A 26412-nucleotide genomic window follows, 5' to 3' on the forward strand; every position below is an offset into this window, starting at 1 on the left:
TGGAACCAACTTTTCCAGCCGGGATTGGCGTCCCGATTGCCTTGATTGGATAACTCTGTTGTCGCCTGTACTGGGCGCGGCGGAGAATGCATCGCCTGCCGGTTACATGGCGGGCGGTGTGTGGGGATTCCCATATCCGCCGGTTATTCTTCCCGATCGAGGCGCCGGTACGCCAACCCGCACCGTCCGCCACCTGCCCATGGGCAGGTGGCTCAACGACTATGCGAGGTTTTTCATGGCGGAATTTTCTCCCACCGGCGCGCGACTGCACGCGCTGATCGGTGACGCGGTACTGGACCTTCCCTTCCACCTGGTGGAGCGCCTCGAACACGCGCTGGCCGACGGCGTGACGCCTGAAATGACGCCTGCGCTGATTGGCCATCTGCGCTTGATGGAGCGCGGCGATGCTGGTGATGGCATGCCGTGGGACGAACCAGGGCTGCCGGATGGGCGTAGCGGCGAGCTGGCACGGGTGAGCCGCAACCTGACCGCGCTAAGTGCGCTGTGGCGGCTGTTGCAGGCAGCGTACATGGCGCGGCGCCATGGCGGTGCCGGACAGGGACTGGGGGAGGACATGGAACAGGCGCTGATACTGGCAGGGCGGGAGCTGGCCGATTCGGCGGGTGTGGCATTGCACTCAAGGCGGTGATGGGGGCCGTTGCCGTGACGACCAACGGTCGTCACCCACCAGGGCAGTCATCATCCACCAGACCCCCGTCAGTCGCTGCCGAACTGCGGGCGGGTAGGCAGGTTGTGCTCCAGGTCCAGCCACGGTGGGTTCTCGGCGTACATTTCCTGGATCAGCTTCTTGACGATGCCGATGTAGCGCGAGTCGTCCGCACGCCGGTAATTCAGCACCACCGGCGAGGTTGCACGTTCGCCTTCGATGAGCCGGTAGTGCAGGTCCGCGCGCAGCTGGCGCGATGCGCTGGGCACCACGCACACGCCGGTTTCCGCAGCCACCAGGCCAAGCGCCGTCTGCAGGTCCTTGGCCTCGTGCACTTCGGAGGGTTCGGCGCTATTTTCGCGCAGCAGCGTCAGCACCTGGTCGGCGAAGCCGGGCCGCGCATCCTTCGGATAGACGATCAGCAACTGCCCGGCCAGCGCGGACACCGGCACCGGCGCATCGGTGGTGGCCAGCGGCGAGCCAAGCGGCACTGCCAGGGCCAGCCGCTCTTCGCGCAGTACATCGCCGGCCACCGCGGGATCGTTGTGGCGCAGGCGGCCGATGCTGATGTCGATGCGGCCGGCCTTCAGCGCTTCGATCTGCTGCATGGAGGTCATGTCCATCAGCCGGATATCCAGTTCCGGTGAATGCTGCCGCAGCTTGCGCACCAGCAGCGGCAGTCCACCGTACAGCGTGGAGGCGACAAAGCCGATGGCCAGCACGCTGCGCTCGTTCAGGCCTACCCGGCGCGTCGCGGCCTGCATCTGCTCCACCCGGCCCAGGATCTGCAGCGCCTGCTCATGGAACAGGCGGCCGGCGTCGGTCAGCCGCAGTGGCCGGCTGCTGCGCAGGATCAATTGCACCCCCAGTTCTTCCTCCAGCAGCTGGATCTGCCGGCTCAGCGGCGGCTGGGCGATGTGCAGGGTCTCGGCGGCGCGGGTGAAGTTGCGCTCGTGGGCGACTGCGCAGAAATAGCGGAGCTGTCTGAGGTCCATACTTTGGTCGAATCCTGAAAGCTGAATAGCAATACCTACCCGGTATTGTGCGGTGCACCAATAGTCTGAAATCAATGCTTAGTGGCACATCATACCGTCAGGGTATGGTTCTACACGCAAATGGTGTTGGACGTCACATTGGTTCGCGCTGCATAAAAACCGTCATGAACGCCGCACTTGCCCCTGAAACCAATACGTCGGTCCGTATCGAACGGGTCGATACCCTGCTGGTCGACCTGCCGACCATCCGCCCGCACAAACTGTCGGTGGCCACCATGGATGGCCAGACGCTGATGCTGGTGCGCGTGTACTGCAGCGACGGCACGGTCGGCATCGGCGAAGGCACCACCATCGGTGGCCTGGCCTACGGCGGCGAAAGCCCGGAAAGCATGAAGCTGGCGGTGGATTCCTACTTCGCGCCGATGATGCTGGGCCAGGACGCCACCCGCGTGCAGTCGCTGATGGCGCGCATCGCCCAGGTGATCAAGGAAAACCGCTTCGCCAAGAGTGCGGTGGAAACCGCGCTGCTGGATGCGCAGGGCAAGCGGCTGGGGCTGCCGGTGTCGGAACTGCTGGGAGGACGCCGCCGCGACAGCCTGCCGGTGGCCTGGACGCTGGCCTCGGGCAATACCAGCAAGGACATCGCCGAAGCGGAAGCAATGCTGGCGTTGCGTCGCCACAACGTGTTCAAGCTGAAGATCGGTGCGCGTGGCGTGCGCGAGGACGTGGCCCACGTGGCCGCGATCAAGCGCGCGCTGGGTGACCAGGCGGCGGTGCGCGTGGACGTCAACATGGCGTGGAGCGAAACCGACGCGGCATTCGGCATGGCGGCGCTGGCCGATGCCGGCTGCGAGCTGGTCGAGCAGCCGGTTGCCTCGGCTGCGGCGCTGGCGCGGCTGGTGCGGCGCTTCCCGGTGGCGCTGATGGCCGACGAATCGCTGACCGGCCCCGAATCGGCCTTCGAACTGGCGCGGGTGCAGGGCGCCGATGTGTTCGCGGTGAAGATCGAGCAGAGCGGCGGCCTGTACAACGCCCAGCGCGTGGCGGCCATCGCCGACGCGGCAGGCATCGGGCTGTACGGCGGCACGATGCTGGAAAGTGCGGTGGGGACCATCGCCAGCGCCCAGGTGTTTTCCACCTTCGCCAACCTGCAGTGGGGCACCGAGTTGTTCGGGCCACTGCTGATCACCGAGGAAATCCTCGCCACGCCGCTGTCCTACCGCGAGTTCGCGCTGGATATCCCGGAGGGTCCCGGGCTGGGCATCGCCCTCGACGAAGACCGGGTTGCGTTCTTCACCCGTGACGGCCTGCGCCGCACCATCAGCGTGGCGCGCTGACGCACTACAAGGAACCACGACATGCTTTTCCACGTCCGCATGGATGTCCTGCTGCCGGTCGATATGCCGCAGGACGTCGCCAACGACATCAAGGCCCGCGAAAAGGCCTATTTCCAGCAACTGCAGCGCGAAGGCAAGTGGCGCCACATCTGGCGCGTGGTGGGTGAGTACTCCAATTTCAGCATCTTCGACGTGGCCGGCAACACCGAGCTGCACGACCTGCTGTCCAGTCTGCCGCTGTTCCCGTACATGCGCATCGCGGTCACCCCGCTGTGCCGGCATCCGTCGTCGCTGCACGAAGACGACCGCTAGGAAAGAAACCCGAATCCGGTGCGCTCCCTGGGAGGGAACGCGACCAGGTAGCAATCGCCACCAAGAGGAGCAACCCCATGAGCGTGACCATCTTCGACCAGCCTGACGTGCAGGCCTTCCTGCGTGAGATCAGTGGACTGGACAAGCCCGACGGCAGCCCGCGCGCCAAGCAGATCATCCACCGCCTGATGTCGGACCTGTTCAAGGCGATCGACGAGCTGGACATCACCCCGGACGAATACTGGGCCGGCATCGCCTGGGTCAACGAGCTCGGCATCGCGGGCCAGGCTGGCCTGATCTCGCCCGGCCTGGGCCTGGATCATTTCCTGGACCTGCGCATGGATGCACAGGATGCTGCGCTGGGCATCGACAACAAGACCCCGCGCACCATCGAAGGCCCGCTGTACGTCGCTGGCGCACCGGTAGTGCAGGGCCACGCGCGCCTGGACGACGGTCGCGATACCGACGGCCAGCTGCTGCTGATGCACGGCACCGTGTTCAACGATGCCGGCCAGCCGGTCCCGGGTGCGCAGGTGGAGGTATGGCACTGCGACACGCGCGGTTTCTACTCGCATTTCGATCCTACTGGCGTGCAGGCGCCGTTCAACATGCGCCGCACGATCATCGCCGACCAGCAGGGCAGGTACAGCTTCCGCAGCATCCTGCCCAACGGCTATGGCGTCCCTCCGGGCAGCCCGACCGAAAAGCTGCTGTTCGCGCTCGGCCGGCATGGGCAGCGCCCGGCGCACATCCACTTCTTCATCAGCGCCGACGGCCAGCGCAAGCTGACCACGCAGATCAACATCGCAGGCGATCCGCTGGTCAACGATGACTTCGCCCACGCTACCCGTGACGGGCTGGTACCGGAGGTGGTCGAACACGGCGACGCGGCCAGCATCGCTGCCGCCGGCCTGGAAGGTCCCTTCGCCGAGATCGTGTTCGATTTCCACCTCACCCCGCTCGTGCAGGGCGAAGACAACCAGATCTGCGAGCGCCCCCGCGCCGCTGCCTGACCGCTGGCCACACCGGGGTGGCCCACGCCACCCGGTGCATGCCGGTTTCCTTTCCGCGAATTCCGCGCCGCGTGGCGCAACGGGAGAACCCCTCATGTCCTCGATCATCGAGCGTACATCCGACATTGACGATCTGCTGGCCAACGCGCTGCAGGACGATCCCGAGGCGGGCATCTTCCGTTGCCGCCGCGACATCTTCACCAACGAAGACCTGTTCGAACTGGAGATGCGCCATATCTTCGAATCGAACTGGGTGTACCTGGCACATGAAAGCCAGGTACCGAACAACAATGACTACTTCACCACCTGGATCGGCCGCCAGCCGGTAGTGGTCACCCGCGACAAGACCGGCGAGCTGCATGCGGTGATCAATGCCTGCGCGCACCGCGGGGCGATGTTGTGCCGTCGCAAGCATGGCAACAAGGGCAGCTTCACCTGCCCGTTCCACGGCTGGACCTTCAGCAACACCGGCAAGCTGCTCAAGGTGAAGGACGAGAAAACCACCGAGTATCCGCCGCAGTTCGGCCAGAACGGTTCGCACGACCTCAAGCGCGTGGCCCGCTTCGCCAACTACCGTGGTTTCCTGTTCGGCAGCCTGGACGAAAACGTACAGTCGCTGGAGGACCACCTGGGCCAGACCAAGGCGATCATCGACCAGATGGTCGACCAGGCACCGGATGGGCTGGAAGTGATCCGCGGCAATTCGTCCTACATCTATGACGGCAACTGGAAGCTGCAGATGGAGAACGGCTGCGATGGCTACCACGTCAGCAGCGTGCACTGGAATTATTCGGCCACCATGGGCCGGCGCAAGGAGACCGGCACCAAGGCGGTGGACGCCAACGGCTGGAGCAAGAGCGTCGGTGGCGTGTACGGCTTCGAGAACGGCCACATCCTGTTGTGGACCAATTCGTTGAACCCGGAAGTGCGGCCGGTATGGGACAAGCGCGAAGAGATCGCCGCGCGCGTGGGCGAGGAGAAGGCGGACTTCATCGTGCGCCAGACCCGCAACCTGTGCGTGTACCCCAATGTCTACCTGATGGACCAGTTCTCCACGCAGATCCGCGTGGCCCGCCCGATCAGCGTGGACCAGACCGAGATCACCATCTACTGCTTCGGCCCCAAGGGCGAGAGCGCGACCGATCGCGCGGTACGCATCCGCCAGTACGAAGACTTCTTCAACGTATCCGGCATGGGCACCGCCGATGACCTGGAAGAGTTCCGCGCCTGCCAGGTCGGCTATGCCGCCACCACGGCGCCCTGGAACGACCTCAGCCGTGGTGCGCCGCTATGGGTACGTGGCCCGGACGAGAACGCACGGAAGATGGGCATCACCCCGCTGGTCAGTGGCGAGCGCAGCGAAGACGAGGGCCTGTTCGTCTGCCAGCACGAGTACTGGGCCGGCACCCTGCGCAAGGCCTTGGCGCGGGAGGGGGCGAAGTGAGCAGCATCCATCAGGAAATCACCGCGTTCCTGTACCGCGAAGCGCGCCTGCTGGACGACCGCCAATGGGATGCATGGCTGGAGCTTTATGCGGCCGATGTCATCTACTGGATGCCGGCCTGGGACGACGATGACCAGGTCACCGAAGACCCGCATTCGCAGATCTCGCTGATCTACTACGGCAACCGCGATGGACTGGAAGACCGCGTGTTCCGGATCAAGACCGAGCGTTCGGGCGCCTCCACGCCCGAACCACGCACCAGCCACAACGTCAGCAACATCGAACTGCTGGCGCAGCGCGATGGCGAGATCGATGTCCGCTACAACTTCCTGACCCTGAACCATCGCTACAAGACCGACGACCAGTTCTTCGGCACCTGCTTCGTCACCCTGCGCCGGGAAGGCGACAGTTTCCTGGTCAGCAACAAGAAGATCGTGCTGAAGAACGACTACATCCGCCAGGTCATCGACATCTACCACGTCTGATACGGCCGAGCAGGAGAACACGCCATGAGCCATCGCATCGCCCTCAACTTCGAAGACGGGGTTACCCGTTTCATCGACTGCAAGGACGGGGAGAAAGTCCTCGACGCTGCGTTCCGCCAGCGCATCAACCTGCCGATGGATTGTTCCGACGGCGTCTGCGGGACCTGCAAATGCCGCGCCGAAAGTGGCCGCTACGACCTGGGCGACGACTACATCGATGACGCCCTGACCGCCGATGAGGCAGCCGACGGCCTGGTACTGACCTGCCAGATGGTGCCTTCCAGCGATTGCGTGATCGCCGTGCCGGTAGCCTCCGGGCTGTGCAAGACCGGCCACGCCAGCTTCGCGGCCACGGTGTCCGGCATCGTGCCGCAGGGCGATGCAGCCATCGTGCTGGAACTGGACGTGGACGGCGATGCGCCGGTGTTCCTGCCAGGGCAGTACGTCAACATCGGCGTTCCGGGAAGCGGCCAGCATCGTTCGTATTCGTTCAGTTCGCTGCCGGGGCAGGGGCGTCTTTCATTCCTGATCAAGCGCGTGCCAGGTGGCCTGATGAGCAGTTGGCTGGACCGCGCCGCTGTCGGCGCCAGGGTCGAGTTGACCGGGCCGCTGGGCAGCTTCTACCTGCGTGACGTGCAGCGCCCGGTGTTGATGCTGGCCGGTGGCACCGGCCTTGCGCCGTTCCTGTCGATGCTGGAAGTGGCGGCAGGACGCGGCGCGTTGCCGCCGATGCACCTGGTGTACGGGGTGACCCGCGATGCCGACCTGGTGCTGGTGGAGCAGCTGGAGGCCTTCGCTGCACGCGTGCCGGGCTTCGGCTTCACCACCGTGGTTGCCGATGCCGCCTCGTCCCACCCGCGTACGGGTTGGGTGACCCAGCACCTGCCGGAGCAGGCACTCAACGGCGGTGACGTGGACATCTACCTGTGCGGCCCGCCGCCGATGGTGGATGCGGTGCGCCACCACCTGGACGAGGTCGGCATCAAGCCAGCCAGCTTCCACTATGAGAAGTTCACCCCGAGCCAGCCAGCACAGGAGCGCGCCGCGTGAGCATGCGCTTCGTGGACAAGGTAATGGTGGTGACCGGTGCGGCGCAGGGCATTGGCCGCAGCGTCGCCACCCGTGCCGCCGCCGAAGGCGCTGCGGTGCTGCTGGTGGACCGCGCCGATTTCGTTGCTGAGGTGGCACGCGACATCGCTGCCGCGACTGGCGCCCGTATCGAAGCCTTCAATGCCGACCTGGAAACCTGGCAGGGCGCCGACGATGCGATGAAGCGTGCTGCAGAGGTCTTCGGCGGCATCGATATCCTGGTCAACAACGTCGGCGGCGCAATCCGCATGCGGCCCTACGCCGAGTTCGAACCCGGGCAGATCGATGCGGAGATCCGCCGCTCGCTGATGCCGACGCTGTATGCCTGCCACGCCGTGCTGCCGCACCTGTTCGCGCGCGGTGCGGGCACCATCGTCAACGTGTCCTCCAACGCAACCCGCGGCATCCATCGGGTGCCCTATTCGGCCGCGAAGGGTGGCATCAATGCCATCACCCAGTCGCTGGCGATGGAATATGCCGGCCGCAACATCCGCGTGGTGGCCACCGCTCCTGGCGGCACCTCCGCGCCACCGCGCCGGGTGCCACGCAACGCCGCCGGCGACAACGCCAAGGAACAGGCATGGATGGCTGAAGTCGTCGAGCAGGTCACTGCGTCGACGTTGTTGAAACGCTACGGAACCATCGACGAACAAGTGGCGCCGATCCTGTTCCTGGCCTCCGACGAGGCGTCCTACATCACCGGGACGGTATTGCCGGTTGCCGGTGGCGATCTCGGTTGAACACGAATATGCGGTCGGTTTCGCCGGCCGTCCATGAAGCAGTGCACATCCTGGGAGGGAGCTCATGCGCAGCATCGACGTAAGTGAGGAGATCGACAAGGCGCGTTTCGGACGGTTCCAGTGGTCGGTGGTGGCGCTGTGCGCGCTGCTGCTTGTGGTGGATGGCTATGACGTGTTCGTCGCCGGCACGGTATTGCCCACGCTGATCAAGGAATGGGGCCTGAGCAAGCCGGAGGCTGGCGCGCTGCAGGCGTGGGCGCTGTTCGGCATGATGTTCGGTGCACTGGTGATGGGCCAGCTGGCCGACCGCATCGGGCGCCGCAAGGGCATTGCGATCAGCTTCACCCTGTTCACCGTGGCGACGGTGCTCACCGGCTTCGCCAACACGCCGGAGCAGTTCAAGGCACTGCGCTTCCTGGCCGGTCTTGGTTGTGGTGGCCTGATGCCCAATGCCGTGGCCCTGATGAACGAATACGCGCCCAAGCGCCTGCGCGGCACCATGGTCGCGCTGATGTTCAGTGGCTACTCGGTGGGTGGCATGGTCGCCGCCGCGCTGGGCATCTGGATGATCCCGGTGCTGGGTTGGAAGCCGATGTTCTGGGTCGCGGTGGTGCCGCTGCTGGCGCTGCCGTTGATCCTGTGGCGACTGCCTGAGTCGCTGGGCTTCCTGATCCGCAGCGGCCGCCAGGAAGAAGCACGGCGCGTGTTCGCCAGGCTGGATACCGGAACCGCGGTGGGCCTGCAGGACAGCCTGGTGTTCACCGAGGTCAAGGGCGCCACCGCTTCGGTAGCCGAACTGTTCCGGCACCAGCGCAGCCTGCGCACGATGATGCTGTGGGTTTCGTTCTTCTGCTGCCTGTTGCTGGTGTACCTGCTCAGTTCGTGGTTGCCCAAGGTGATGCAGGAAGCCGGCTACGCCGAGAAGGCCAGCCTGTTGACGCTGTTCTCGTTGAACTTCGGTGGCATGGCCGGTGCCATTGCCGGTGGCTGGCTGGGCGACCGCTTCGGCCTGCCGAAGGTGGTCATCGGGTTCTTCGCCGCAGCGGCGGTGTCGATCGCACTGATCGGTTACAACCCGGCGCCGGTGCTGCTGTTCTCGCTGGTGTTCGTGGCCGGTGCCACCACCATCGGTACCCAGATCCTGCTGTATGCCAGCGTGGCGCAGCTGTACAACATGTCGGTGCGTTCGACCGGGTTGGGCTGGGCGTCGGGCGTTGGACGCGTGGGTGCGATCGTCGGCCCGACCCTGGGCGGGGTGCTGCTGGCACGCGAGATGCCGCTGCAGGAGAGTTTCCTCATCTTCGCGATCCCGGCAGCGGTTTCGGCACTGGCGATGCTGGTGTTCGCCGTCAGCAGCCAGCGCGCGGTGGCGGTCCAGCCCGTCGCGGCGGCACCGCGCTGAGGCCGGCTGATGCAGCCCCTGCGCCAGTTGCTGCGTGACGCGTCGATGCCTGCCGTGCTGGCGGGCATCATCGCCACCCTGGTGTCCTTCGCCGGGCCGCTGGTGATCGTGTTCCAGGCGGCATCGGCGCTGCCGCCGGCGCAGCTGGCATCGTGGGTATGGGCGATTGCCATCGGCAGCGGTGTGCTGGGCGTGGCCCTCAGCCTGCGCTACCGGGTGCCGGTGGTGATCGCCTGGTCGATCCCCGGATCGGTGCTGCTGGTTTCGATGCTGCCGACGGTGGACTTCGCGGTGGCCATCGGCGCCTACGTGGTGGCCAGCGCGATCATCCTGCTGGTGGGCGTATCGGGCCTGTTCGACAAGCTGATTGCCCGGTTGCCGCCGGCCATCCCGGCGGCGATGCTGGCCGGCATCCTGTTCGGCTTCGCCACCCGGTTGTTCGTCGGCATGGGCTCGCAGCCGGTACTGGTGCTGTCGATGTTCACGATGTTCTTCATCGGCCGGCGCTGGTTTGCCCGCTACGCGGTGGTGGCGGTGCTGCTGGTCGGGGTGCTGGTGGCGTTCGCCAGCGGCCAGGTTTCCGGAACCGTGCCCGGCCTGCAGCTGACAGCACCGGTATGGGTGACGCCGCGCTTCGAGTGGCAGGCCGCGATCAACATCGGCCTGCCACTGGTGGTGGTGGCATTGACCGGGCAGTTCATGCCTGGCATCGCCATGCTGCGCAGCAGTGGCTATGCCCAGCCGGCATCTGGGCCGCTGGTGGCCTGGTCGGCGGCGGGGTCGGCGCTGCTTGCCCCGTTCGGTTGCCATGGGCTGAACCTGGCCGCAGTGACCGCGGCAATCTGCACCGGTCCGGAAGCGCACGAAGATCCTGCGCGGCGCTACGTGGCCGGTGTCTCCGGCGGCATGTTGTACCTGCTGCTGGGCTGCTTCGCCGGCACGGTGCTGGCGTTGTTCGCCGCGCTGCCCCCGGAGCTGATTGCCACCCTGGCCGGCCTGGCGCTGTTCCCGACCATCGCCAACGCGCTCAGTGCGGCGGTGGCCGAGCCCGGCCAGCGCGACGCCGCGCTGGTCACTTTCATCGTGTCCGCGTCCGGCATGAGCCTGTTCGGGCTTGGCGCGGCGTTCTGGAGCCTGCTGCTGGGCATGGCAGCGCACGGTTTGCTGCAGCACCGGCGCCGGGCGCTGGCCACGGCGGTGCAACGCACATGAATCCACTTTCCCCCAACCTGGCGTCAACGCAGGAGTCGCACCATGGCTGATCTTTCCTTCCATTCCATCCAAAGGAGGGCGCTCCGGTGATCGACAAGACTGTTGCCAATTGCCGTGACGCCGTCGCCGATATCCCTGACGGCGCCACGGTGATGATCGGTGGCTTTGGCCGTGCCGGCATGCCGGATGAATTGATCGATGCGTTGATCGAGCATGGCGCGCGCGAGCTGACCATCGTCAACAACAACGCCGGCAATGGCGATACCGGGCTTGCTGCGCTGATCGCCAACAAGCGCGTGCGAAAAGTGGTCTGTTCGTTCCCGCGCCAATCCGACTCGCATCATTTCGACACCGCCTACAAGGCAGGCGAAATCGAACTGGAGCTGGTACCGCAAGGCAACCTCGCCGCGCGCATCCATGCTGCGGGCTCCGGCCTCGGCGCCATCTTCACTCCCACCGGCCATGGCACCGAGCTGGCCGCTGGCAAGGAAGCCCGTGAGATCGATGGCCGCCACTACGTGCTGGAGTACCCGATCCGTGCCGACTTCGCCCTGATCAAGGCCCTGCATGGTGATCGCTGGGGCAACCTGGTGTATCGCAAGACCGCACGCAACTTCGGTCCGATCATGGCCATGGCCGCCACCACCACCATCGCCCAGGTGGCGCAGGTGGTGGAACTGGGCGCGATGGATCCCGAACACGTGGTCACGCCGGGCATCTTCGTGCAACGCGTGGTCGCCCTGGAGGTGAACTGATGGTCCTGCTCAGCCGCGACCAGATCGCGCGTCGCGTGGCCCGCGACATTCCCGAGGGCGCCTACGTGAACCTTGGCATCGGCCTGCCGACGCAGGTGGCCAACTACCTCCCGGCCGACAGGGAAATTTTCCTGCAGAGCGAGAACGGCCTGTTGGGCATGGGCCCGGCACCGGCGCCGGGCGAAGAGGACACGGACCTGATCAATGCCGGAAAGCAACCGGTCACGCTGCGCACCGGCGGCTGCTACTTCCACCATGCCGACTCGTTCGCGATGATGCGCGGCGGCCACCTGGACATCTGCGTGCTGGGTGCCTTCCAGGTGTCGACACGGGGCGACCTGGCCAACTGGAGTACCGGCGAAGCCGGAGCGATTCCCGCCGTGGGCGGTGCGATGGACCTGGCCATCGGGGCCAAGCAGGTGTTCGTGATGATGGACCTGCTGACCCGCCAGGGGCAGAGCAAGCTGGTACAGGCCTGCAGCTATCCGCTGACCGGCATCGGCTGTGTTTCGCGGGTGTATACCGACCATGGCGTGTTCGATCTCGGCCGCGACGGCGCCCGTGTACTGGAACTGGTGCAGGGCCTGGGCGTGGAAGACCTGCAGCGCCTGACCGGGCTGGTGTTCGTCGGCAGCGGGGTGGCGGCATGAGCGCTGCCTTCATCTGCGACGCGGTGCGCACGCCGATCGGCCGATATGGCGGCGCACTGTCGTCGGTGCGTGCCGATGACCTGGGGGCGCTGCCGATCCGGGCGCTGCTGGCCCGCAATGTCGGGCTGGATCCGGCCGCCATCGAAGAGATTTTCCTGGGCTGTGCCAACCAGGCGGGCGAAGACAACCGCAACGTGGCGCGCATGAGCGCCTTGTTGGCCGGCCTGCCGGTGCAGGTCCCCGGCGTTACCGTGAACCGCCTGTGTGCTTCGGGGCTGGAGGCGGTGGGGCAGGCCGCGCGTGCTATTGCCTGTGGGGAAATGTCGCTGGCCATCGCAGGTGGCGTGGAGTCGATGAGCCGCGCCCCGTTCGTGGTCGGCAAGCCGGACGCCGCGTTCGGGCGCAGCCAGGTGATGGAAGACACCACCATGGGCTGGCGCTTCATCAACCCGGCGCTGCAGGCCCTGCATGGCACTGAAACGATGCCGCGTACCGGCGAGAACGTCGCCGAGGACCATGGCATCAGCCGCGAAGACCAGGACGGCTTCGCGCTGCGTAGCCAGCAACGCGTGCAGCGTGCGCTGGCCGCCGGCTTCTTCGCCGATGAGATCGTGCCGGTGGTCATTCCCGGCGGTCGTCGGCCGGACGTGGAAGTGGCCGTGGACGAACATCCGCGTGCCGATACCACGCTGGAAACGCTGGCGAAGCTGCGCCCGCTGTTCGCCGGGGGCACGGTGACGGCTGGCAATGCATCGGGCATCAACGATGGTGCGGCTGCATTGATCATCGCCGATGAGGCTGCCATCCAGCGACACGGGCTGGTGCCGCGTGCGCGCATCCTCGGTATGGCATCTGCCGGGGTGGAACCGCGTGTGATGGGCATCGGGCCGATCCAGGCCGGGCAGAAGCTGATGGCACGGCTTGGGCTGCGCATCGAGGATTTCGATGCCATCGAGTTGAACGAGGCATTTGCCAGCCAGGGGCTGGCGGTGATGCGTGGACTTGGCCTGGCCGATGATGCGCCGCAGGTGAATCCCAATGGTGGAGCGATCGCGCTGGGTCATCCGCTGGGCATGAGTGGTGCCCGGCTGGCGCTTACCCTGGCCCACCAGTTGCAGGCCAGTGGTGGCCGCCGCGGACTGGCCACGCTGTGCATCGGCGTTGGCATGGGCCTGGCGCTGGCAGTGGAGAGGGTCTGACCATGCCGATGCTGGATCTGGAAACCCATCAACTGCACTACCGCATCGACGGTGCCGAGGGCCCCTGGCTGGTGTTCTGCAATTCGCTGGGCACCGACCTGCGCATGTGGGATCCACAGGTGGCCGAGCTGTCCAGCCACTTCCGCGTGCTGCGCCATGACCGGCGCGGGCACGGCCTGTCCACCGCACCGGAGGGCATGTATTCCCTCGCCGACCTGGGCGGTGATGTCATTGCATTGTTGGATGCCTTGGGCATCGGGAGCGTGCACTACTGTGGCCTGTCCATTGGCGGGCTGGTCGCGCAGTGGTTGGCGGTCAATGCGCCGCAGCGGCTCGACCGCGTGGTGGCCTGTGCGACGGCGGCAAGAATCGGCAGTGCCGAAAGCTGGAATGCGCGCATCGCCGAAGTACAGGCGCATGGCCTGCCCCCCCTGCTGGGCGCCACCGCCGAACGATGGTTCGGTGCCGCCTTCCGGGCGACGCAGCCGGGCCAGGTAGCCGCCATCCTGGAAAGTTTCGCTGCAACATCCGTGCGCGGCTACGCCGGCTGCTGCGCGGCATTGGCAGCAGCCGACCTGCGGACGGACATCACGCGGATCGAAATCCCGTTGCTGGCCATTGCCGGCGACCAGGATCCGGTGTGCCCGCCGGGCGACCTGCAGGCGATTGCCGGAAGCGTGGGCAATGGTCGCGTTGCGGTGCTGCCTGGCCGGCACCTGCTGAACATCGAATCACCCGCTGCCTTCAACGCGGCGCTGCTCCAGTTCCTGCAGTGACCTGACCTGCGCCACCAACCGGTGGCGTCCATCGCACCATCACATGTTCCTGGGAGGGAAACATGGCCTCACCCGTCGTCGCCGTGCGGCGCGTGCCGTTGGCATGCTCCATCTTCGTCGCCCTGTCGCTGCCTGGCATGGCTTTTGCCCAGCCCACCAAGGAAGCCGAACAGGATGCGCGCATCCAGCAACTGGAGGCAGAACTGACGTTGCTCAAGAATGCCCTGCTGCAGCAGCAGGACACCCTGGCCCAGCAGCAGGCACAGCGTGATGCCGATGCGGCGGCACGGCCCCCGGTGCAGCCGGGCGCGGCGCCATTGTCGGGGCCTGGTGCACAGGCCAGCGGCGCCATCGCACAGCATTCCGCGTTGCCTCCTGCCGGCAAGCCACGCGCACCGATCCAGGACACGGCCATCGTCAGCGGCGACAGCCACTTCAGCTATGGTGGCTTCATCAAGCTGGACATGATGTCGACCCGCACCAGCGATGGCGCCATCGCCGATGGCACGCCGGGACGCATGTTCTATTTTCCGACCGCCACGCCGGTCGGCGGCGGCAAGGGCGAAAGCTATACCGACTTCCACGCGCAGTTTTCGCGCTTGTGGTTTGGCGTGGACCGGGTCACCGAAGGGGGCGATACGGTGAAGGGCTACGTGGAGTTCGATTTCTTCGGCGGTGGCAACAGCAACGTCGGCAACGAAAAGTTCTCCAACGGCTATCCGCCCACGTTGCGGCATGCCTACGTGCAATGGAACAAATGGCTGGCCGGCCAGACCTGGACCAATTTCATGGACCTGGGATCCTTGCCGGAAAGCGTGGACTTCGTCGGCATCGTCGATGGCACCGTGTTCGCGCGCCAGGCCCAGTTGCGCTACAGCACCGGTGCATGGTCGTTCTCGCTGGAGAACCCGCAGACCTGGTACCAGGCCGGCACGCCGGCGCACGTCAGCTCCGGCGAGAACACCGTGCCGGACGTCACCGCGCGCTGGCAGACCAAGGGCGACTGGGGACATTTCAGCGTGGCCGGGATGGCGCGCGAACTGCGCACTGCCAATGACAGCACCACGGGGTTTGCGGCGAGCGTGGCCGGCTCCTACAAGCTGGGCGAGCGCGACCTGCTGCAGTACACCTTCAGTGGCGGACCGGGACTGGGCCGCTACATCGGCTTCGGCATGGCCCCTGATGCCTACCTGGATCCGACCGGCGAGCTGGAGGCGCAGGACCTGTATGCCGGCTTCGCGGCATGGCGCCACAACTGGTCGGGCAACCTGCGCAGCACGCTGGCCTACTCGGCCGCCTACATCGATACCGATGCGTCGGCCGTTGGCCTGCTGGCCACCAAGCGTACCCAGTCGTGGCGCGCGAACCTGATCTACTCACCGTTCCCGCGCCTGGACGTGGGTGCGGAGATCAGCTGGGCCAAGCGCGAAGTGGCCGGTGGCGACGAAGGCGAGCTGGCACGCCTGCATACCACGGTGAAGTACACCTTCTGATGCGCCGCCCCGTTCCAGCGGGCGTCAACCCAGCGCCTCAAGGAATTCATCCAGCCATGCCTGGACCATTGCCGAGTAGGGACGCTCGGCATGGCCCATCGCGATCATCGCTTCCACGTTTTCCAGCATCAGCGCTTCGATCGCCTCATCGCCGTGCAGGTCGGCCAGCCGCGCCAGCCGCAGCACCTGGTCGCCCATCACCTGCAGTTGGCGCAGCACGCGGGTTCGCTCCTGCACCAGTCCCAGCCGGTTCAGTCCGAAGGTAGCGATGGAGGCCTCGCCACGCAGGCTGCCGCGGCGGGCAACCACCAAGCTGCTCACCGGCGATGACGCACCGACGAACCGCAGGTGCCGGGCGGGGTCGTCTTCGCAGGGGTTGAGCAGCAGCGGCTGCTCGGCACCCTCGTGCGGCAACGATTCGGCCTGCAGCCGGTGGCTGCCCGGCATCAACGGGAAGTGGCATCCCTTGCCTGCCAGCACCCGTCGTGCACGGTGGCTGGACGGCATGCAGGCAGGATCCTGGCCGGCGTGCACCGTGTCCTGCTGGCGCGTCCGGTTGCAGTCGATGCAGCTGGGCAGCAGGTTGTCCCAGTGCGCGGCAAGCCACCAGTAGCCAGGGTGCGAAGGATCATCCAGCACCGCCGATTTCGGCCGGAAATGCTCCACGTCGACCGGCGCGGAGGCGCTGTAGAACGTTTCGCAGTAAGCACATTTCCCGTGGAAGAGCAGGTCCAGCGCCTCCTTGACCGCACTGGCCTTGTAGGCGTTGAACGCGAACGGGACCATGTTGGCGCCGCGCGTGTCGCGCCTGCAGTAATGCGCGCGGGCTCGTTCGAGCTCGGTCCTGCCGTCGCGCCCGATGCCGGCCAAGGCTTCCGGTGGCGGCCGGATTCCGCGCGCGACCATGCGCATGTCAGCGCCCTCCCATCGCGCGCAGGATCATCCCACGGGTACGCTCACGCAGCTCCTGGCGCAGCGGCGGGGCCGTGCGCTCGCGCTGCCGCAGGTAGTCGGCAACAGCTTCCTGCACCAGCCTCTGGGTTTCGGTATCGCCGATGGGAAGCGCCGCGGCGACCTCGTCGCGGAACCGGTGCAGCAGCACGGCATCCCCGGCGGACAGCGGCTCCCCGGCGCTTTCGGCGGCCAGCAGCGCGGCAATGCGTGCCATTCCCCGGGTGGTCGCAGGGTCATCGGTGGAATACAGCTGGAAGAAGTCCGAGGTCAACAGCTGGTCCACCCGCATCAGCGTGAAGTCGGGAAGATCGCCGAGCAGGCCGATCCGCAACGGCGAGGCACTGTCGCTGTCGTACCAGCGATGCATCACCACCACTTCGCCCTTGCGCATGCCGCGCAGGCACAGCGGATCATGGGTGGTGGCAATGAAGGTGACCTGCGGCAATGCCCTGCGCAGGCTACCCATCACCTGCAGCTTCCAGCGTGGATGCAGGTGGGCTTCGATCTCGTCCACCAGTACCACCGCCCTGCTCGTCCTCAACGTCCGGAAATCCGGGTTGATGCGCCGGTCCATCAAGCCCTGCATGACGTCGCAGGCCAGGGCGAGGATCGAGCGGAAGCCCGAAGAGGCGGCATGCAAGGGTGTCCTCAGGCGCTGCGGCTCCCCGTTGCGGTCTTCGATGGTGGTGACGACGTGGCACGTCCGCGCTGCCAGGTCGCGCTCGATCACGTCGAAGGGACCGTCGATGCTGAGGATGTCGCGCAATGCCTGCACGACCATGTCGAATGCCGTTGGCTTCAGCTCCAGCAGCCACTCGTGTGGATTGCCCAGCACGCTGCCATCGAACAGGCTGCGGACATGGCGGTGTGGTGCGAACAGCCTGCGACCCTTCTGGTACTGGCGGAACGCGCCGTAGGCGAAGACCGGAACGCTGCGCGCGGGTCCGCTGTCGCGCGTGGAAATCCCTTTCGCATGCAGGCGTATGGTGCGTGCTCCGTGCCGCCCCAGCATGACGCTGACCTCGGCCTGCAGCGGTGCGGCGGTGTCGTCGCGTCCCATCAGCCGTGGGTCCAGCAGGTAATGCTGCCAAGGCACGTCCAGCCGCTGGTGTGCATCCGTGCTGGCCAGTGCCAGGGCAATGGCTTCCAGCACCGTGCTCTTGCCCGTGGCGTTCTCGCCGAGGATCAACAGCGACGGAACCGGCTCATCGGGATCGTCCTGCGAACCGTCGGCCCGTGGCAGGTCCAGGCGAAGCGTGTCGATCGACCTGAAGTTGCGGATGTCGACCCGGGTAAGACGTGCGGTGCGTCGTACGCGCGGACGTATCAACTGGCTGGCCTGCAGGGTCGGGTGCTGGTCTTCAACCACCAGCGCGGCGTGGGCTGCCTGCAGCTGCCCACTGATATCCCTGCGGCCATGGAGGCTGGCCAGCGCCGCACCGATCTTCTGGGCCGACAGCACCGGCCTGCGTGCATCGCCTGCTGCAAGCAGCGTGACGATCCGGCGCAGCATCAGGTGCCAGGTGCCGCCGAACTCCAGGCTGCGGAAGTCGACCAGCGCTTCGATCTCACCGCTTCCACTGCCGGACAGCGTGTCGACGAGCCTTGAAAAATACTCGGCATGGCAGGCCGCCCGCTGCCGGACGCGCAACGCATGGTTGAGGTTGAAGTGACCGATCGTAGGCGCGCCGCGGTCGCCGATGCCATCCAGGTGACCGTCCCAGCGCGGCCGGATGGCCCGATGGAAGTCGGTTGATCCGCACGGGTCGAGCAGCATGGACCGCTCCAGCGGCGCGGGACCGCGCCAGATGCCGAGATTCTCGTCGACGTAGGCCTGGATGCTTTCGATGCCGGGAACGGCGGCGCGCTGGCCTTTGACCGGGAACATTCCCGGCTCTTCGGGCTGGCAGCTGCTGCAGATCGGATAGAGGTTCTGCCATGCATCTGCCAGCCAGCAGTAGTAGAGATGGGCGTTGCCGGCAGGGTCCAGCGGCAACGCTTCGGCCGGCGGACGAAAGCGGTACGTACGCAGGCCGCCATCGCGTGCTTCACAGAAGGCGCAGCGGCCCCGAAACAGCTTCACCAGCGCGGCAAGCACGTCGGCGTCGTGCAGCACGGAGCGGTGGCGCGGCGGGGCGGTCTGGTCGCGCTGCGCAGCGTCCAGCGACATGAAGGCCAGCATGGCGCGTCGATCCTGCGTGATCGGTCCGTGGCCCAGGCTGCGGGGTGGCAATACATTTCCGCGTTCCACGCGCTGCATGCGGTCGTCCTCCTTGTGCGTCGGCGTCGACCTGGCGCCATGTTCCAGCATCACAGCCGATGGATGAAACAGGATATCGCGACAGGCGTGGCCGTTGTCGCATGCAGGCCTGCCGCAATCGCCGGTTGCGCTGTCATGCATGCGTCTTGTGTCGTTGCTAAAACGGGCAGCGAAAAGGGCACGGCGCACCGATCCGCGCGATGGGCCTAAAGTAGATGCAAGGGCAGCCGATACAGGTGTGTCATCCTGTCCCGGAGTCCGTCATGTCGGCTGTACCGCACTTCCTGCGAACGTTCCGCGCCCGCCTGCGCGGACTGTCCGCCTTCGCCAACGCGCGCCTGCAGGACGTTGCCCGCCTCAGCGTGGCGGCCAAGATCAAGGGCAGCCTGCTGGCCTGCGGGTTGGGGCTGGTGGTCGTGGCGGCCATGTATGGGTGGACCAGCCTGGGCAACGAGCGCGCCGCGCGTACCTTCGCCGTCCATCAGCAGGGCGCCGGGCTGGCGTCCACGTTGTCGGCCGAGATAGCCGAAGCGCGTCGCCTGCAGACCCAGTATGCACTTGGTTTCGATGCGGCCGACCGTACCGCGCTGTTGCAGGCACAGCAGCGACTGCAGTTGACCTTGCAGCGGTTGCGCGCGCTGCCGATGGACGTATCAAGCGGGAAGGCACTGGACCAGCTTGCCGGGCACGCTGCAGCCTTTGCCGAGGGGATCGCCGGACTGAACGCACGCGTGGATGAGATGGGGCGGGGCGAGGAGGCGTTGTCGACGCAGCTGGAACGCGCCGCCGAGGTGCTGCAGCAGGCGGTCGGGTCGAGCGGGCGGGTGGAGCTGGCCTTGCACGTGCAGACGATGCGCCGCCAGGAGAGCCTGCTGTTGTTGACCGGTGACTCTGCCCATGCCGACAGGGCAAGCGAGGAGAAACTGCCATTCGATCTCGCCCTGGCCGGCCTGCCGGATGCGCTGCAGCAGCAGTTGCGCGGGCTGATGGATGATTACCAGGGCGCGTTGCTGTCGTACACGGCTGCGCGTGTCGGCCTGGACGTGGAGGCGCAGCTGCTGGTCGAGACGGCTGCCAGCATCGTCCCGGCACTCGGGGCATTCGAACTGGCGCAGGCGGCGAGCCTGGAACAGGCGCGCGCGCGACAGCAGGGCCAGGCGAGGCAGTTGGGTGTGTTGTTCGCCGTGACGTTGGCGATGGTGGCATTGGTCCTGCTCGGCACCTTGCTGATGGTGCTGCGTGCAGTGCGCCGGCCGATCCAGGACACCCTGCAGTTCGCGCAGGACATCGCCGAGGACCGGCTCGACAGCGTGTTGCGCATCCACAATCCGCACGATGAGATTGGCCAGCTGGCGCAACGCCTGGGCCATATGCAGCAACAGCTGCGCATGCGCATCGAGCGCGAACGGGCCGTGGCGCGGGAAAATGCGCGTGCACGCAAGGCATTGGACAGTGCCTCCACGGGTTTGATGGTGATGGACCCTGATGGCACCGTGACCCATGCCAATCCCGCGTTGCTGCAGACGCTGGCCAAGGCGATGCAGGAGGTGGTCGGCCAGCCGGCGATGCAGCTGCACCCGGCGTTGGCCAAGGTCGATGGCAGCCGCCGCTGCGAGTTCGACATCCATCATGCCGGCACCACCTGGCAACTGGTGACCACGCCGATCTTCGAAGACGGGCAATCACTTGGCGAAGTAGTGGAATGGCGCAGCCGCGCGCTGGAAGTGCTGCTGGAAACCGAAGTCGCGGCACTGGTGGACGCCGCGGCCCAGGGCGACCTGGGTGGGCGCATACCCTTGGATGGGAAACAGGGATTCGTACATCGGCTGTCGGCCAGCATCAACCACCTGCTGCAGACATTCGAACACAATCTTGGCGACCTGCAGGCGCTGCTGGCGGCCTTGGCGCGGGGCGACCTGCGCGTGCGCATGGACGGGGACGTGGAAGGCGTCTTCGCGCGCATGCGTGACGATGCCAATGCCACCGTGGACCAGCTTGCGGGCATCGTGTCGCGCATCCAGCACGCGGCGGGCGCGATCGGCGAGGCGGCCGGCGAGATCAGCATGGGCAGCACGGATCTGTCCACGCGCACGGAACTGCAGGCCGCGAACCTGGAGGAAACCGCTGCCTCCATGCATGAACTGACCGATACCGTGTCGCGCAACGCTGAATCGGCCGGGCAGGCCACGGTGCTGGTGCAGGCCAGCGCCGACGTGGCGCTGCGTGGTGGCGAGGCCGTTGGCCAGGTGAAGCAGTCGATGGACGACATCGCGGCTGCATCCAGGCGCATCGCTGACATCACCACGCTGATCGACGGCATCGCGTTCCAGACCAATATCCTGGCGCTCAACGCGGCGGTGGAGGCCGCGCGTGCGGGTGAGCAGGGGCGCAGCTTCGCCGTGGTGGCCGCCGAAGTGCGCCAGCTGGCGCAACGCAGCGCTGATGCGGCCAGGCAGATCAAGGGATTGATCGACGATTCGGTGGCGCAGGTAGGGCACGGAACCCGCGCGGTGGGCCAGGCCGGTGCGACGATGGATGAACTGCAGGCCAGCGTGCAGCAGGTGGCGGCGATCATGCAGCACATCCGCGATGCATCGCTGGAGCAGCGCAAGGGCATCGGTCAGGTCAACCAGGCCATCGTGCAGATGGACGCCAGCACCCAGCAGAATGCGGCGATGGTGGAAGAGGCCACCGCCTCGGCACGTGCGATGGAAGTGCAGGCCGATCTGCTGGCCGATGCGGTGGCTGTATTCCAGTTGCGCAGCCACACCCCACCCGGCCTTCGACAGGCCATGCACACCTCGACGTAGCGCCGGGCCATGCCCGGCGGAATGGGGGACGGCGAGCGATCAGATCAGCATGCCGCCTGACGCCTCCACCCGCTGTGCGTTGATCCAACGCGTAGTCGGTGAGAGCAGTGCCACCACGGCCGGGCCGATGTCGTCAGGCTGGCCTGCACGGCCCAGCGCGGTGATCGATGCCACCATGCTGTTGGTCGCGTCGTCGTCGCGTACACGACCGCCGCCGAAATCGGTCTCGATGGCGCCCGGTGCCAGCGTGTTCGCGCTGATGCCGCGCGCACCCAGTTCTTTGGCCAGGTAGCGGGTGAACACCTCGATGCCGCCCTTCATCATCGCGTAGGCCGAGCTGCCCGGCAGCGAGAAGCGTGCCAGTCCGCTGGAGATGTTGACGATGCGGCTGCCATCGGCGAGCAGCGGCAGCAGCGCCTGGGTCAGGAAGTAGGGACCTTTCAGGTGGACGTTGACCAGATGGTCGAACGATGCCGGCGTGGTATCGGCGATCAGCGCGTAATGGGCATCACCGGCATTGTTCACCAGCCCATCCAGCGAATCGCGCTGCCACTGGCCAAGTTGATCGCGCAGGCGATCGGCGAAGCCGGCAAAGGATCCGCTATCGGCGACGTCCAGCGACAAGGCGGCCGCGCGTCGGCCCAGGCCTTCGATCTGGGCGACCACCGCCTCGGCCGCCTCGGCCTGGCTGCGGTAGGTCAGCACGATATCGGCGCCATCGGCGGCCAGTGCGAGCGCGGCATTGCGGCCAAGGCCACGGCTGCCGCCGGTGATCAGTACGGTGCGGGAAGAAGCGTTCATGACAGGCTCCGGTGCGGGATGGGATCGACGGAACACAGGCTATTGGACTTGTGATGGCGCATAAACTGCGCGATTCTGATTTGACTGTTCAATTTAAAACGACAATCCATGGATAGCCTGGAACAGCTGCGCACCTTCCTGCATGTGGCCGAGCGCGGTTCGTTCACCCGTGCCGCCGACAGCCTGGGCCTGCCGAAGGCCAGCGTGTCGCTGGCAGTGCAGCGTCTGGAGACGGCGATGGGCACCCAGCTGCTGCACCGGACCACGCGCCGGGTGCAGCTTACCGCCGACGGTGAACAGCTGTTCCAGCGCGCGCGCGACCTGCTGGACGACGTGGAAGAGTTGCAGGGCATGTTCCGTCGCGATATCGCGCAGCTGCGCGGGCGGCTGCGCGTGGACATGTCCAGCGGACTCGCCCGTTTCCTGGTGATGCCGCGACTACCGGATTTCCTGCAACGGCATCCGGGACTGGAGATCGAAATCAGTGGTACCGACCGCCGCGTCGACCTGGTACGCGAAGGGTTCGACTGCGTGCTGCGGGTCGGAGCGCTGGATGACAACACGCTGGTGGCGCGGCCGCTGGGCAGCATGCCGGTGGTGAACTGCGCGAGCCCGGCCTACCTGGCGGCGCATGGCACGCCGCATGCGCTGGAGGACCTGCATGCGCACCGGCTGGTGCACTACGTCAGCACCCTGGGCCAGCGATCCTCGGGCTTTGAATATTTCGATGGCGAGCAATACCGCACGTTGCCGATGAGCGGCGCGGTGACGGTCAACAGCGGGGATGGCTACAACGCCGCGGCGCTGGCGGGCCTGGGCATCATCCAGGTACCGCAGCTGGGCGTGCGGCAGGCACTACAGGAGGGCCTGCTGGTGGAGGTGCTGCCGCAGCTGCCGGCCGAGCCGATGCCGGTGACCTTGTTGTATGCGCAGCGCCGGCATCTTCCGGCGCGCGTGCGTGTGTTCATGGATTGGGTCGCGGCGTTGCTGCAGCCCTACCTGATCGTCCGGTGATCAGGGCGCAACGGCAGCGCGGCATGGCCTTGCCCTACCGGGCCCAGCCTTCGATCTCGCCGTGTTCGAACGGACCCAGCTTGCGTCGCACGATGCGTCCCTGCGCATCCACCAGCACGCTATAGGGCAGCAGGCCCTGGGCGTTGCCAAGACGCACGCTGGCATCGGCCGGGCCGGGCGTTTCCAGCACGATGGGATAGTCCACCGGCACCCGTTGCAGGAAATCGCGAACGCCGTCGGGCGTATCCAGCGCCAGCCCCAGCACCTGTACGCCGGTGTCTCCCTGCGCGGCCGCATAGCGCGAAAGCTCCGGCATTTCCTCCACGCACGGGCCGCACCAGCTGGCCCATACATTGACCAACAAAGGACGGCCTTTGAACCGTTGCAGGTCCACCGGTGCGCCGGACAGGTCCGGCAACACCAGGGCGGGCATCAGGTCACCGATGCCGGCGACATCGACCACCGGACGTGGCGGCGGCGTGGCCGAGCCGGCCGACGGCGCCGGCACGGGCTCCAGCCGGTGGCCGGCCCACAGGCCCAGCCCCCCGGCCAGTACCGCGACCCACAGCAACGCGGGCCGCAGCCGCTTCACCGCGCGGTGCGCAACAGGGCTTCCTCGACCAGTGCCTGGGTCAGCACCGTGGGCAGCACGGTCGGCGGTGCGCCGGGGCCATACACGACGTACAGCGGCACGCCGACGGCCTTGTGTTCATCCAGGAATGCGGTGATCTGCGGGTCCACGTTGGTGTAGTCGCCGCGCATGTAGACCGCGTTGGTCCGCCGCAGCAGGTCCTGGAACGCCGGGCGTGACATCACCGCGCGTTCGTTGGCCTTGCAGGTCACGCACCAGTCGGCGGTCATGTTGACGAACACCACGCGGTTGTCGGCACGCAGGCGGTCGAGCATTTCCGGCGAATACGCCACCACGTTCTCGCTGGCGGATTGTGCCGCGGGAGCCGGCGCCACCAGGCGGCTGACACCCCACGCCGGCACCAGCGCGGCGAGGATGACCAGCGTGGCCAGCAGCCCACCGATACGCTGGCTGCGCCAACGGCTGCGTTCGAACCACCACAGGCCCAGCGCCAGCACCACCAGGCCACCCAGCACGAGCGCCATGGCGTCGACGCCACGCTGTTTGCCCAGCACCCACAGCAGCCACAGCGCGGTGGCGTACATCGGGAACGCCAGCACGTGCTTCAGGGTTTCCATCCAGGCGCCGGGGCGCGGCAGGCGACGGGCCAGCGAGGGCACGAAACCGACCAGCAGGAACGGCAGCGCCAGCCCCAGGCCCAGCATCAGGAACACCAGCATCGACTGCAGTGCGGGTGCGGCGAACGCATAGGCCAGCGCCGGCCCCATGAACGGTGCCACGCACGGGCTGGCGACCACGCAGGCCAGCACGCCGGTGGAGAAATCGCCGACCGGACCGCTGCGTGCGGCCAGCGACTGGCCCACGTTGCCAATGCTGCCGCCCAGGGTGAACACCCCGGACAGGCTCAGGCCGACGGCGAACATGAGATACACCAGCGTGGCGATGAACCACGGATGCTGCAGCTGGAAGCCCCAGCCTGCCGCCTGGCCGGCCGCACGCAGCGCCAGCACCAGCCCGCCGATGACGGCGAAGGCGACCAGTACGCCGGCGGTGTACCAGAGCGCGTGCGAGCGCGCACGCTGGCGGCTTTCACCGCTCTGCGCCAGCCCCAGCACCTTCAGTGAAAGTATCGGCAGCACGCATGGCATCAGGTTCAACACCAGCCCGCCTGCCAGTGCCAGCAACAGCACGAACAACAGGCCCTTGGCGCTGGCGGCGGACTCCGGCGGACGCGTGCGCTGGGCATTGCCGGCGCTGGCGTCCGGGCTGGCCACGGGCGTGCCGTCGGAATCCACCGAGGCAGTGCCTTCCGCAGCAAGGGTGTCCCCTGGTGCGTCGGGAATGGTTGGCAGCAGGCGACGGTTGTCCGGCACCTCCGGATCGCTGTCGTCGGTGCGCTGCGCGGTACTGGGCAACGCAGCGCGCAGTTCGCTGCTGGCTGCCGTGCCGGCCGTCGTGGCATCGGCTTTGGCATCCACCTTGCCGGCCGGGATGGCAAGCTTTACCCGGCGGGTCATCGGCGGGTAGCAGATGCCATCGCTCTGGCAGCCCTGGAAGGTGGCCACCAGGGTGGCGTCGACCGCTTCGGCGCGGCTGCGCTGCAGCGGCAGCACCACGTCGGTCTGGTCGAAGAACACCGCCACGTCACCGAAGTGTTCGTCGCGATGGGAACGGGCGGCCGGCCAGCGCAGCGGCTGCATGCGGATGCCGTTGGCGCCTTCCAGCTTCAATGAGGTGCGGTCGCGGTAAAGGTAATAGCCCTTGGCCGGCGTGAAGCGCAGCAGCACGGCGTTGCCGTCATCGACGATGGCCTCGAAGCCGAACGCTTTTTCCGACGGCAGTGGCAGGGCCTGCGCCGCCGCAGCGGTACCCGGCAGGCGCAGCCCGCCACCGCCGGCTGCGCCGAGCGGGTTGCTGAAAGGAGAGCTGGCGTCGCCTGTGGCGGCCGGCAGGGCGGCATCGGCCGCACCGCTACCGGGCAGCTTCACCTGGATCACGCGCTTCTGCGGCGGGTAGCACACGCCGGCATCGGCGCAGCCCTGGAAGCGTACTTCCAGGCTGATCGTCCCGGCATCGGCCGCCGGCGTGCCGGGCAGCGTGGCCTGCAGGCGCTGGCGGTAGGTTTCCACCTCGCCGAAGAAATCATCGTGGTGCCGGTCGCCGGCCGGCATCTTCAGCGCGCCGGCGTTGAACGCGGGGTCGGCCTTGACGCTGGTGCGATGCCGATACAGGTAATAGCCCGGGGCTATTTCCCACTGCAGTTGTATCTGGTCGCGCTGCGTGGCCGTGGCGCTCAGCGCGAACGCTTCATCGACCGGCAGCAGGTCCTTCTCGCTCAGCGCCCACGCTGGCAGGGACAGCAGCAACAGTACACATAGCGATACGCATCGGCGGGACATCGCCATCAATCCT

Annotated in this window: 23 protein-coding genes; 17 read left to right on the forward strand and 6 right to left on the reverse strand. The window is 66.7% G+C overall.

Annotated elements, in window-relative coordinates:
- Window positions 1–235 precede the first annotated feature (235 nt).
- Window positions 236–649 carry a hypothetical protein gene (locus H4O11_RS05895; protein WP_182338479.1) on the forward strand — a complete coding sequence of 138 codons (414 nt, stop codon included), beginning with the start codon at window positions 236–238 and terminating at the stop codon, window positions 647–649.
- A gap of 68 nt (window positions 650–717) precedes the next feature.
- Here the strand turns inward: H4O11_RS05895 and H4O11_RS05900 are convergent, their stop codons facing one another.
- Window positions 718–1662, reverse strand: a complete 945-nt coding sequence (locus tag H4O11_RS05900) for a LysR family transcriptional regulator (protein ID WP_182338480.1) — start codon at window positions 1660–1662, stop codon at window positions 718–720.
- Window positions 1663–1826: 164 nt separating this feature from the next.
- Here H4O11_RS05900 and H4O11_RS05905 point away from each other — a divergent pair, with 164 nt between their 5' ends.
- The 14 genes from H4O11_RS05905 to H4O11_RS05970 all read left to right on the forward strand — a co-directional run bounded on the left by H4O11_RS05905 (window position 1827) and on the right by H4O11_RS05970 (window position 15569).
- Window positions 1827–2999, forward strand: coding sequence for a muconate/chloromuconate family cycloisomerase (locus H4O11_RS05905; RefSeq protein ID WP_182338481.1), 1173 nt, complete (start codon window positions 1827–1829; stop codon window positions 2997–2999).
- A gap of 21 nt (window positions 3000–3020) precedes the next feature.
- Window positions 3021–3311 (forward strand): muconolactone Delta-isomerase, encoded by a 291-nt coding sequence (gene catC, locus H4O11_RS05910; protein WP_182338482.1) that lies wholly within the window; start codon window positions 3021–3023, stop codon window positions 3309–3311.
- 77 nt (window positions 3312–3388) lie between these two features.
- Window positions 3389–4324 (forward strand): catechol 1,2-dioxygenase, encoded by a 936-nt coding sequence (gene catA / locus H4O11_RS05915; protein WP_182338483.1) that lies wholly within the window; start codon window positions 3389–3391, stop codon window positions 4322–4324.
- A 94-nt stretch (window positions 4325–4418) separates the two neighbouring features.
- A complete protein-coding gene (locus tag H4O11_RS05920) occupies window positions 4419–5768 on the forward strand; it encodes a Rieske 2Fe-2S domain-containing protein (protein WP_182338484.1) in 1350 nt (449 codons plus the stop codon).
- Complete coding sequence (benB, locus tag H4O11_RS05925) at window positions 5765–6253, forward strand: benzoate 1,2-dioxygenase small subunit (RefSeq protein WP_182338485.1); 489 nt, start codon at window positions 5765–5767, stop codon at window positions 6251–6253. Before H4O11_RS05920 ends, benB begins: the two co-directional genes overlap by 4 nt.
- 24 nt (window positions 6254–6277) lie before the next feature.
- A complete protein-coding gene (gene benC / locus H4O11_RS05930) occupies window positions 6278–7303 on the forward strand; it encodes a benzoate 1,2-dioxygenase electron transfer component BenC (RefSeq protein ID WP_182338486.1) in 1026 nt (341 codons plus the stop codon).
- Between the two features lie 2 nt (window positions 7304–7305).
- Window positions 7306–8082, forward strand: a complete 777-nt coding sequence (gene benD / locus H4O11_RS05935) for a benzoate diol dehydrogenase BenD (RefSeq protein WP_182338839.1) — start codon at window positions 7306–7308, stop codon at window positions 8080–8082.
- Between the two features lie 64 nt (window positions 8083–8146).
- The gene (locus H4O11_RS05940; RefSeq protein ID WP_182338487.1) at window positions 8147–9484 is read left to right on the forward strand and encodes an MFS transporter; all 1338 of its coding nucleotides are present in this window, start codon (window positions 8147–8149) and stop codon (window positions 9482–9484) included.
- Window positions 9485–9493: 9 nt separating this feature from the next.
- Window positions 9494–10696 carry a benzoate/H(+) symporter BenE family transporter gene (locus H4O11_RS05945; protein ID WP_182338488.1) on the forward strand — a complete coding sequence of 401 codons (1203 nt, stop codon included), beginning with the start codon at window positions 9494–9496 and terminating at the stop codon, window positions 10694–10696.
- An 86-nt stretch (window positions 10697–10782) separates the two neighbouring features.
- Entirely contained in the window at window positions 10783–11451 is a 669-nt protein-coding gene (locus H4O11_RS05950) for a 3-oxoacid CoA-transferase subunit A (protein WP_182338489.1), read from the forward strand.
- Window positions 11451–12101, forward strand: coding sequence for a 3-oxoacid CoA-transferase subunit B (locus H4O11_RS05955; RefSeq protein WP_182338490.1), 651 nt, complete (start codon window positions 11451–11453; stop codon window positions 12099–12101). Before H4O11_RS05950 ends, H4O11_RS05955 begins: the two co-directional genes overlap by 1 nt.
- Entirely contained in the window at window positions 12098–13300 is a 1203-nt protein-coding gene (gene pcaF, locus H4O11_RS05960; RefSeq protein WP_182338491.1) for a 3-oxoadipyl-CoA thiolase, read from the forward strand. The genes H4O11_RS05955 and pcaF overlap by 4 nt, the downstream gene beginning before the upstream one ends.
- A 2-nt stretch (window positions 13301–13302) precedes the next feature.
- Window positions 13303–14076 carry a 3-oxoadipate enol-lactonase gene (gene pcaD, locus H4O11_RS05965; protein ID WP_182338492.1) on the forward strand — a complete coding sequence of 258 codons (774 nt, stop codon included), beginning with the start codon at window positions 13303–13305 and terminating at the stop codon, window positions 14074–14076.
- A 62-nt stretch (window positions 14077–14138) separates the two neighbouring features.
- Complete coding sequence (locus H4O11_RS05970; RefSeq protein ID WP_220466629.1) at window positions 14139–15569, forward strand: DcaP family trimeric outer membrane transporter; 1431 nt, start codon at window positions 14139–14141, stop codon at window positions 15567–15569.
- A 24-nt stretch (window positions 15570–15593) separates the two neighbouring features.
- Here the strand turns inward: H4O11_RS05970 and H4O11_RS05975 are convergent, their stop codons facing one another.
- Together H4O11_RS05975 and H4O11_RS05980 are read right to left on the reverse strand one after the other, a co-directional pair.
- Window positions 15594–16481 (reverse strand): HNH endonuclease family protein, encoded by an 888-nt coding sequence (locus H4O11_RS05975; RefSeq protein WP_182338493.1) that lies wholly within the window; start codon window positions 16479–16481, stop codon window positions 15594–15596.
- Between the two features lies 1 nt (window position 16482).
- The gene (locus H4O11_RS05980) at window positions 16483–18783 is read right to left on the reverse strand and encodes an AAA family ATPase (protein WP_182338494.1); all 2301 of its coding nucleotides are present in this window, start codon (window positions 18781–18783) and stop codon (window positions 16483–16485) included.
- A gap of 263 nt (window positions 18784–19046) precedes the next feature.
- Between H4O11_RS05980 and H4O11_RS05985 the strand changes: the two genes are divergently transcribed.
- On the forward strand, window positions 19047–21593 hold the full coding sequence (locus H4O11_RS05985) for a methyl-accepting chemotaxis protein (protein ID WP_182338495.1): 2547 nt from the start codon (window positions 19047–19049) through the stop codon (window positions 21591–21593).
- A 39-nt stretch (window positions 21594–21632) separates the two neighbouring features.
- On the opposite strand, the gene H4O11_RS05990 is transcribed toward H4O11_RS05985, so the two are convergent.
- Window positions 21633–22394 carry an SDR family NAD(P)-dependent oxidoreductase gene (locus H4O11_RS05990; protein WP_182338496.1) on the reverse strand — a complete coding sequence of 254 codons (762 nt, stop codon included), beginning with the start codon at window positions 22392–22394 and terminating at the stop codon, window positions 21633–21635.
- A 108-nt stretch (window positions 22395–22502) separates the two neighbouring features.
- On the opposite strand from H4O11_RS05990, the gene H4O11_RS05995 reads away from it, so the two are divergent.
- Window positions 22503–23408: a LysR family transcriptional regulator gene (locus H4O11_RS05995; RefSeq protein WP_182338497.1), complete on the forward strand. Its 906-nt coding sequence runs from the start codon at window positions 22503–22505 to the stop codon at window positions 23406–23408.
- Window positions 23409–23442: 34 nt separating this feature from the next.
- Here the strand turns inward: H4O11_RS05995 and H4O11_RS06000 are convergent, their stop codons facing one another.
- Both H4O11_RS06000 and H4O11_RS06005 read right to left on the reverse strand, forming a co-directional pair.
- Entirely contained in the window at window positions 23443–24000 is a 558-nt protein-coding gene (locus H4O11_RS06000; RefSeq protein WP_182338498.1) for a redoxin family protein, read from the reverse strand.
- The gene (locus H4O11_RS06005; RefSeq protein ID WP_182338842.1) at window positions 23997–26405 is read right to left on the reverse strand and encodes a protein-disulfide reductase DsbD family protein; all 2409 of its coding nucleotides are present in this window, start codon (window positions 26403–26405) and stop codon (window positions 23997–23999) included. The genes H4O11_RS06000 and H4O11_RS06005 overlap by 4 nt, the downstream gene beginning before the upstream one ends.
- Between the last annotated feature and the right edge of the window lie 7 nt (window positions 26406–26412).

It is taken from the genome of Stenotrophomonas tumulicola, assembly GCF_014117215.1.
In the GTDB taxonomy this organism is placed as follows: Bacteria; Pseudomonadota; Gammaproteobacteria; order Xanthomonadales; family Xanthomonadaceae; genus Stenotrophomonas; species Stenotrophomonas tumulicola.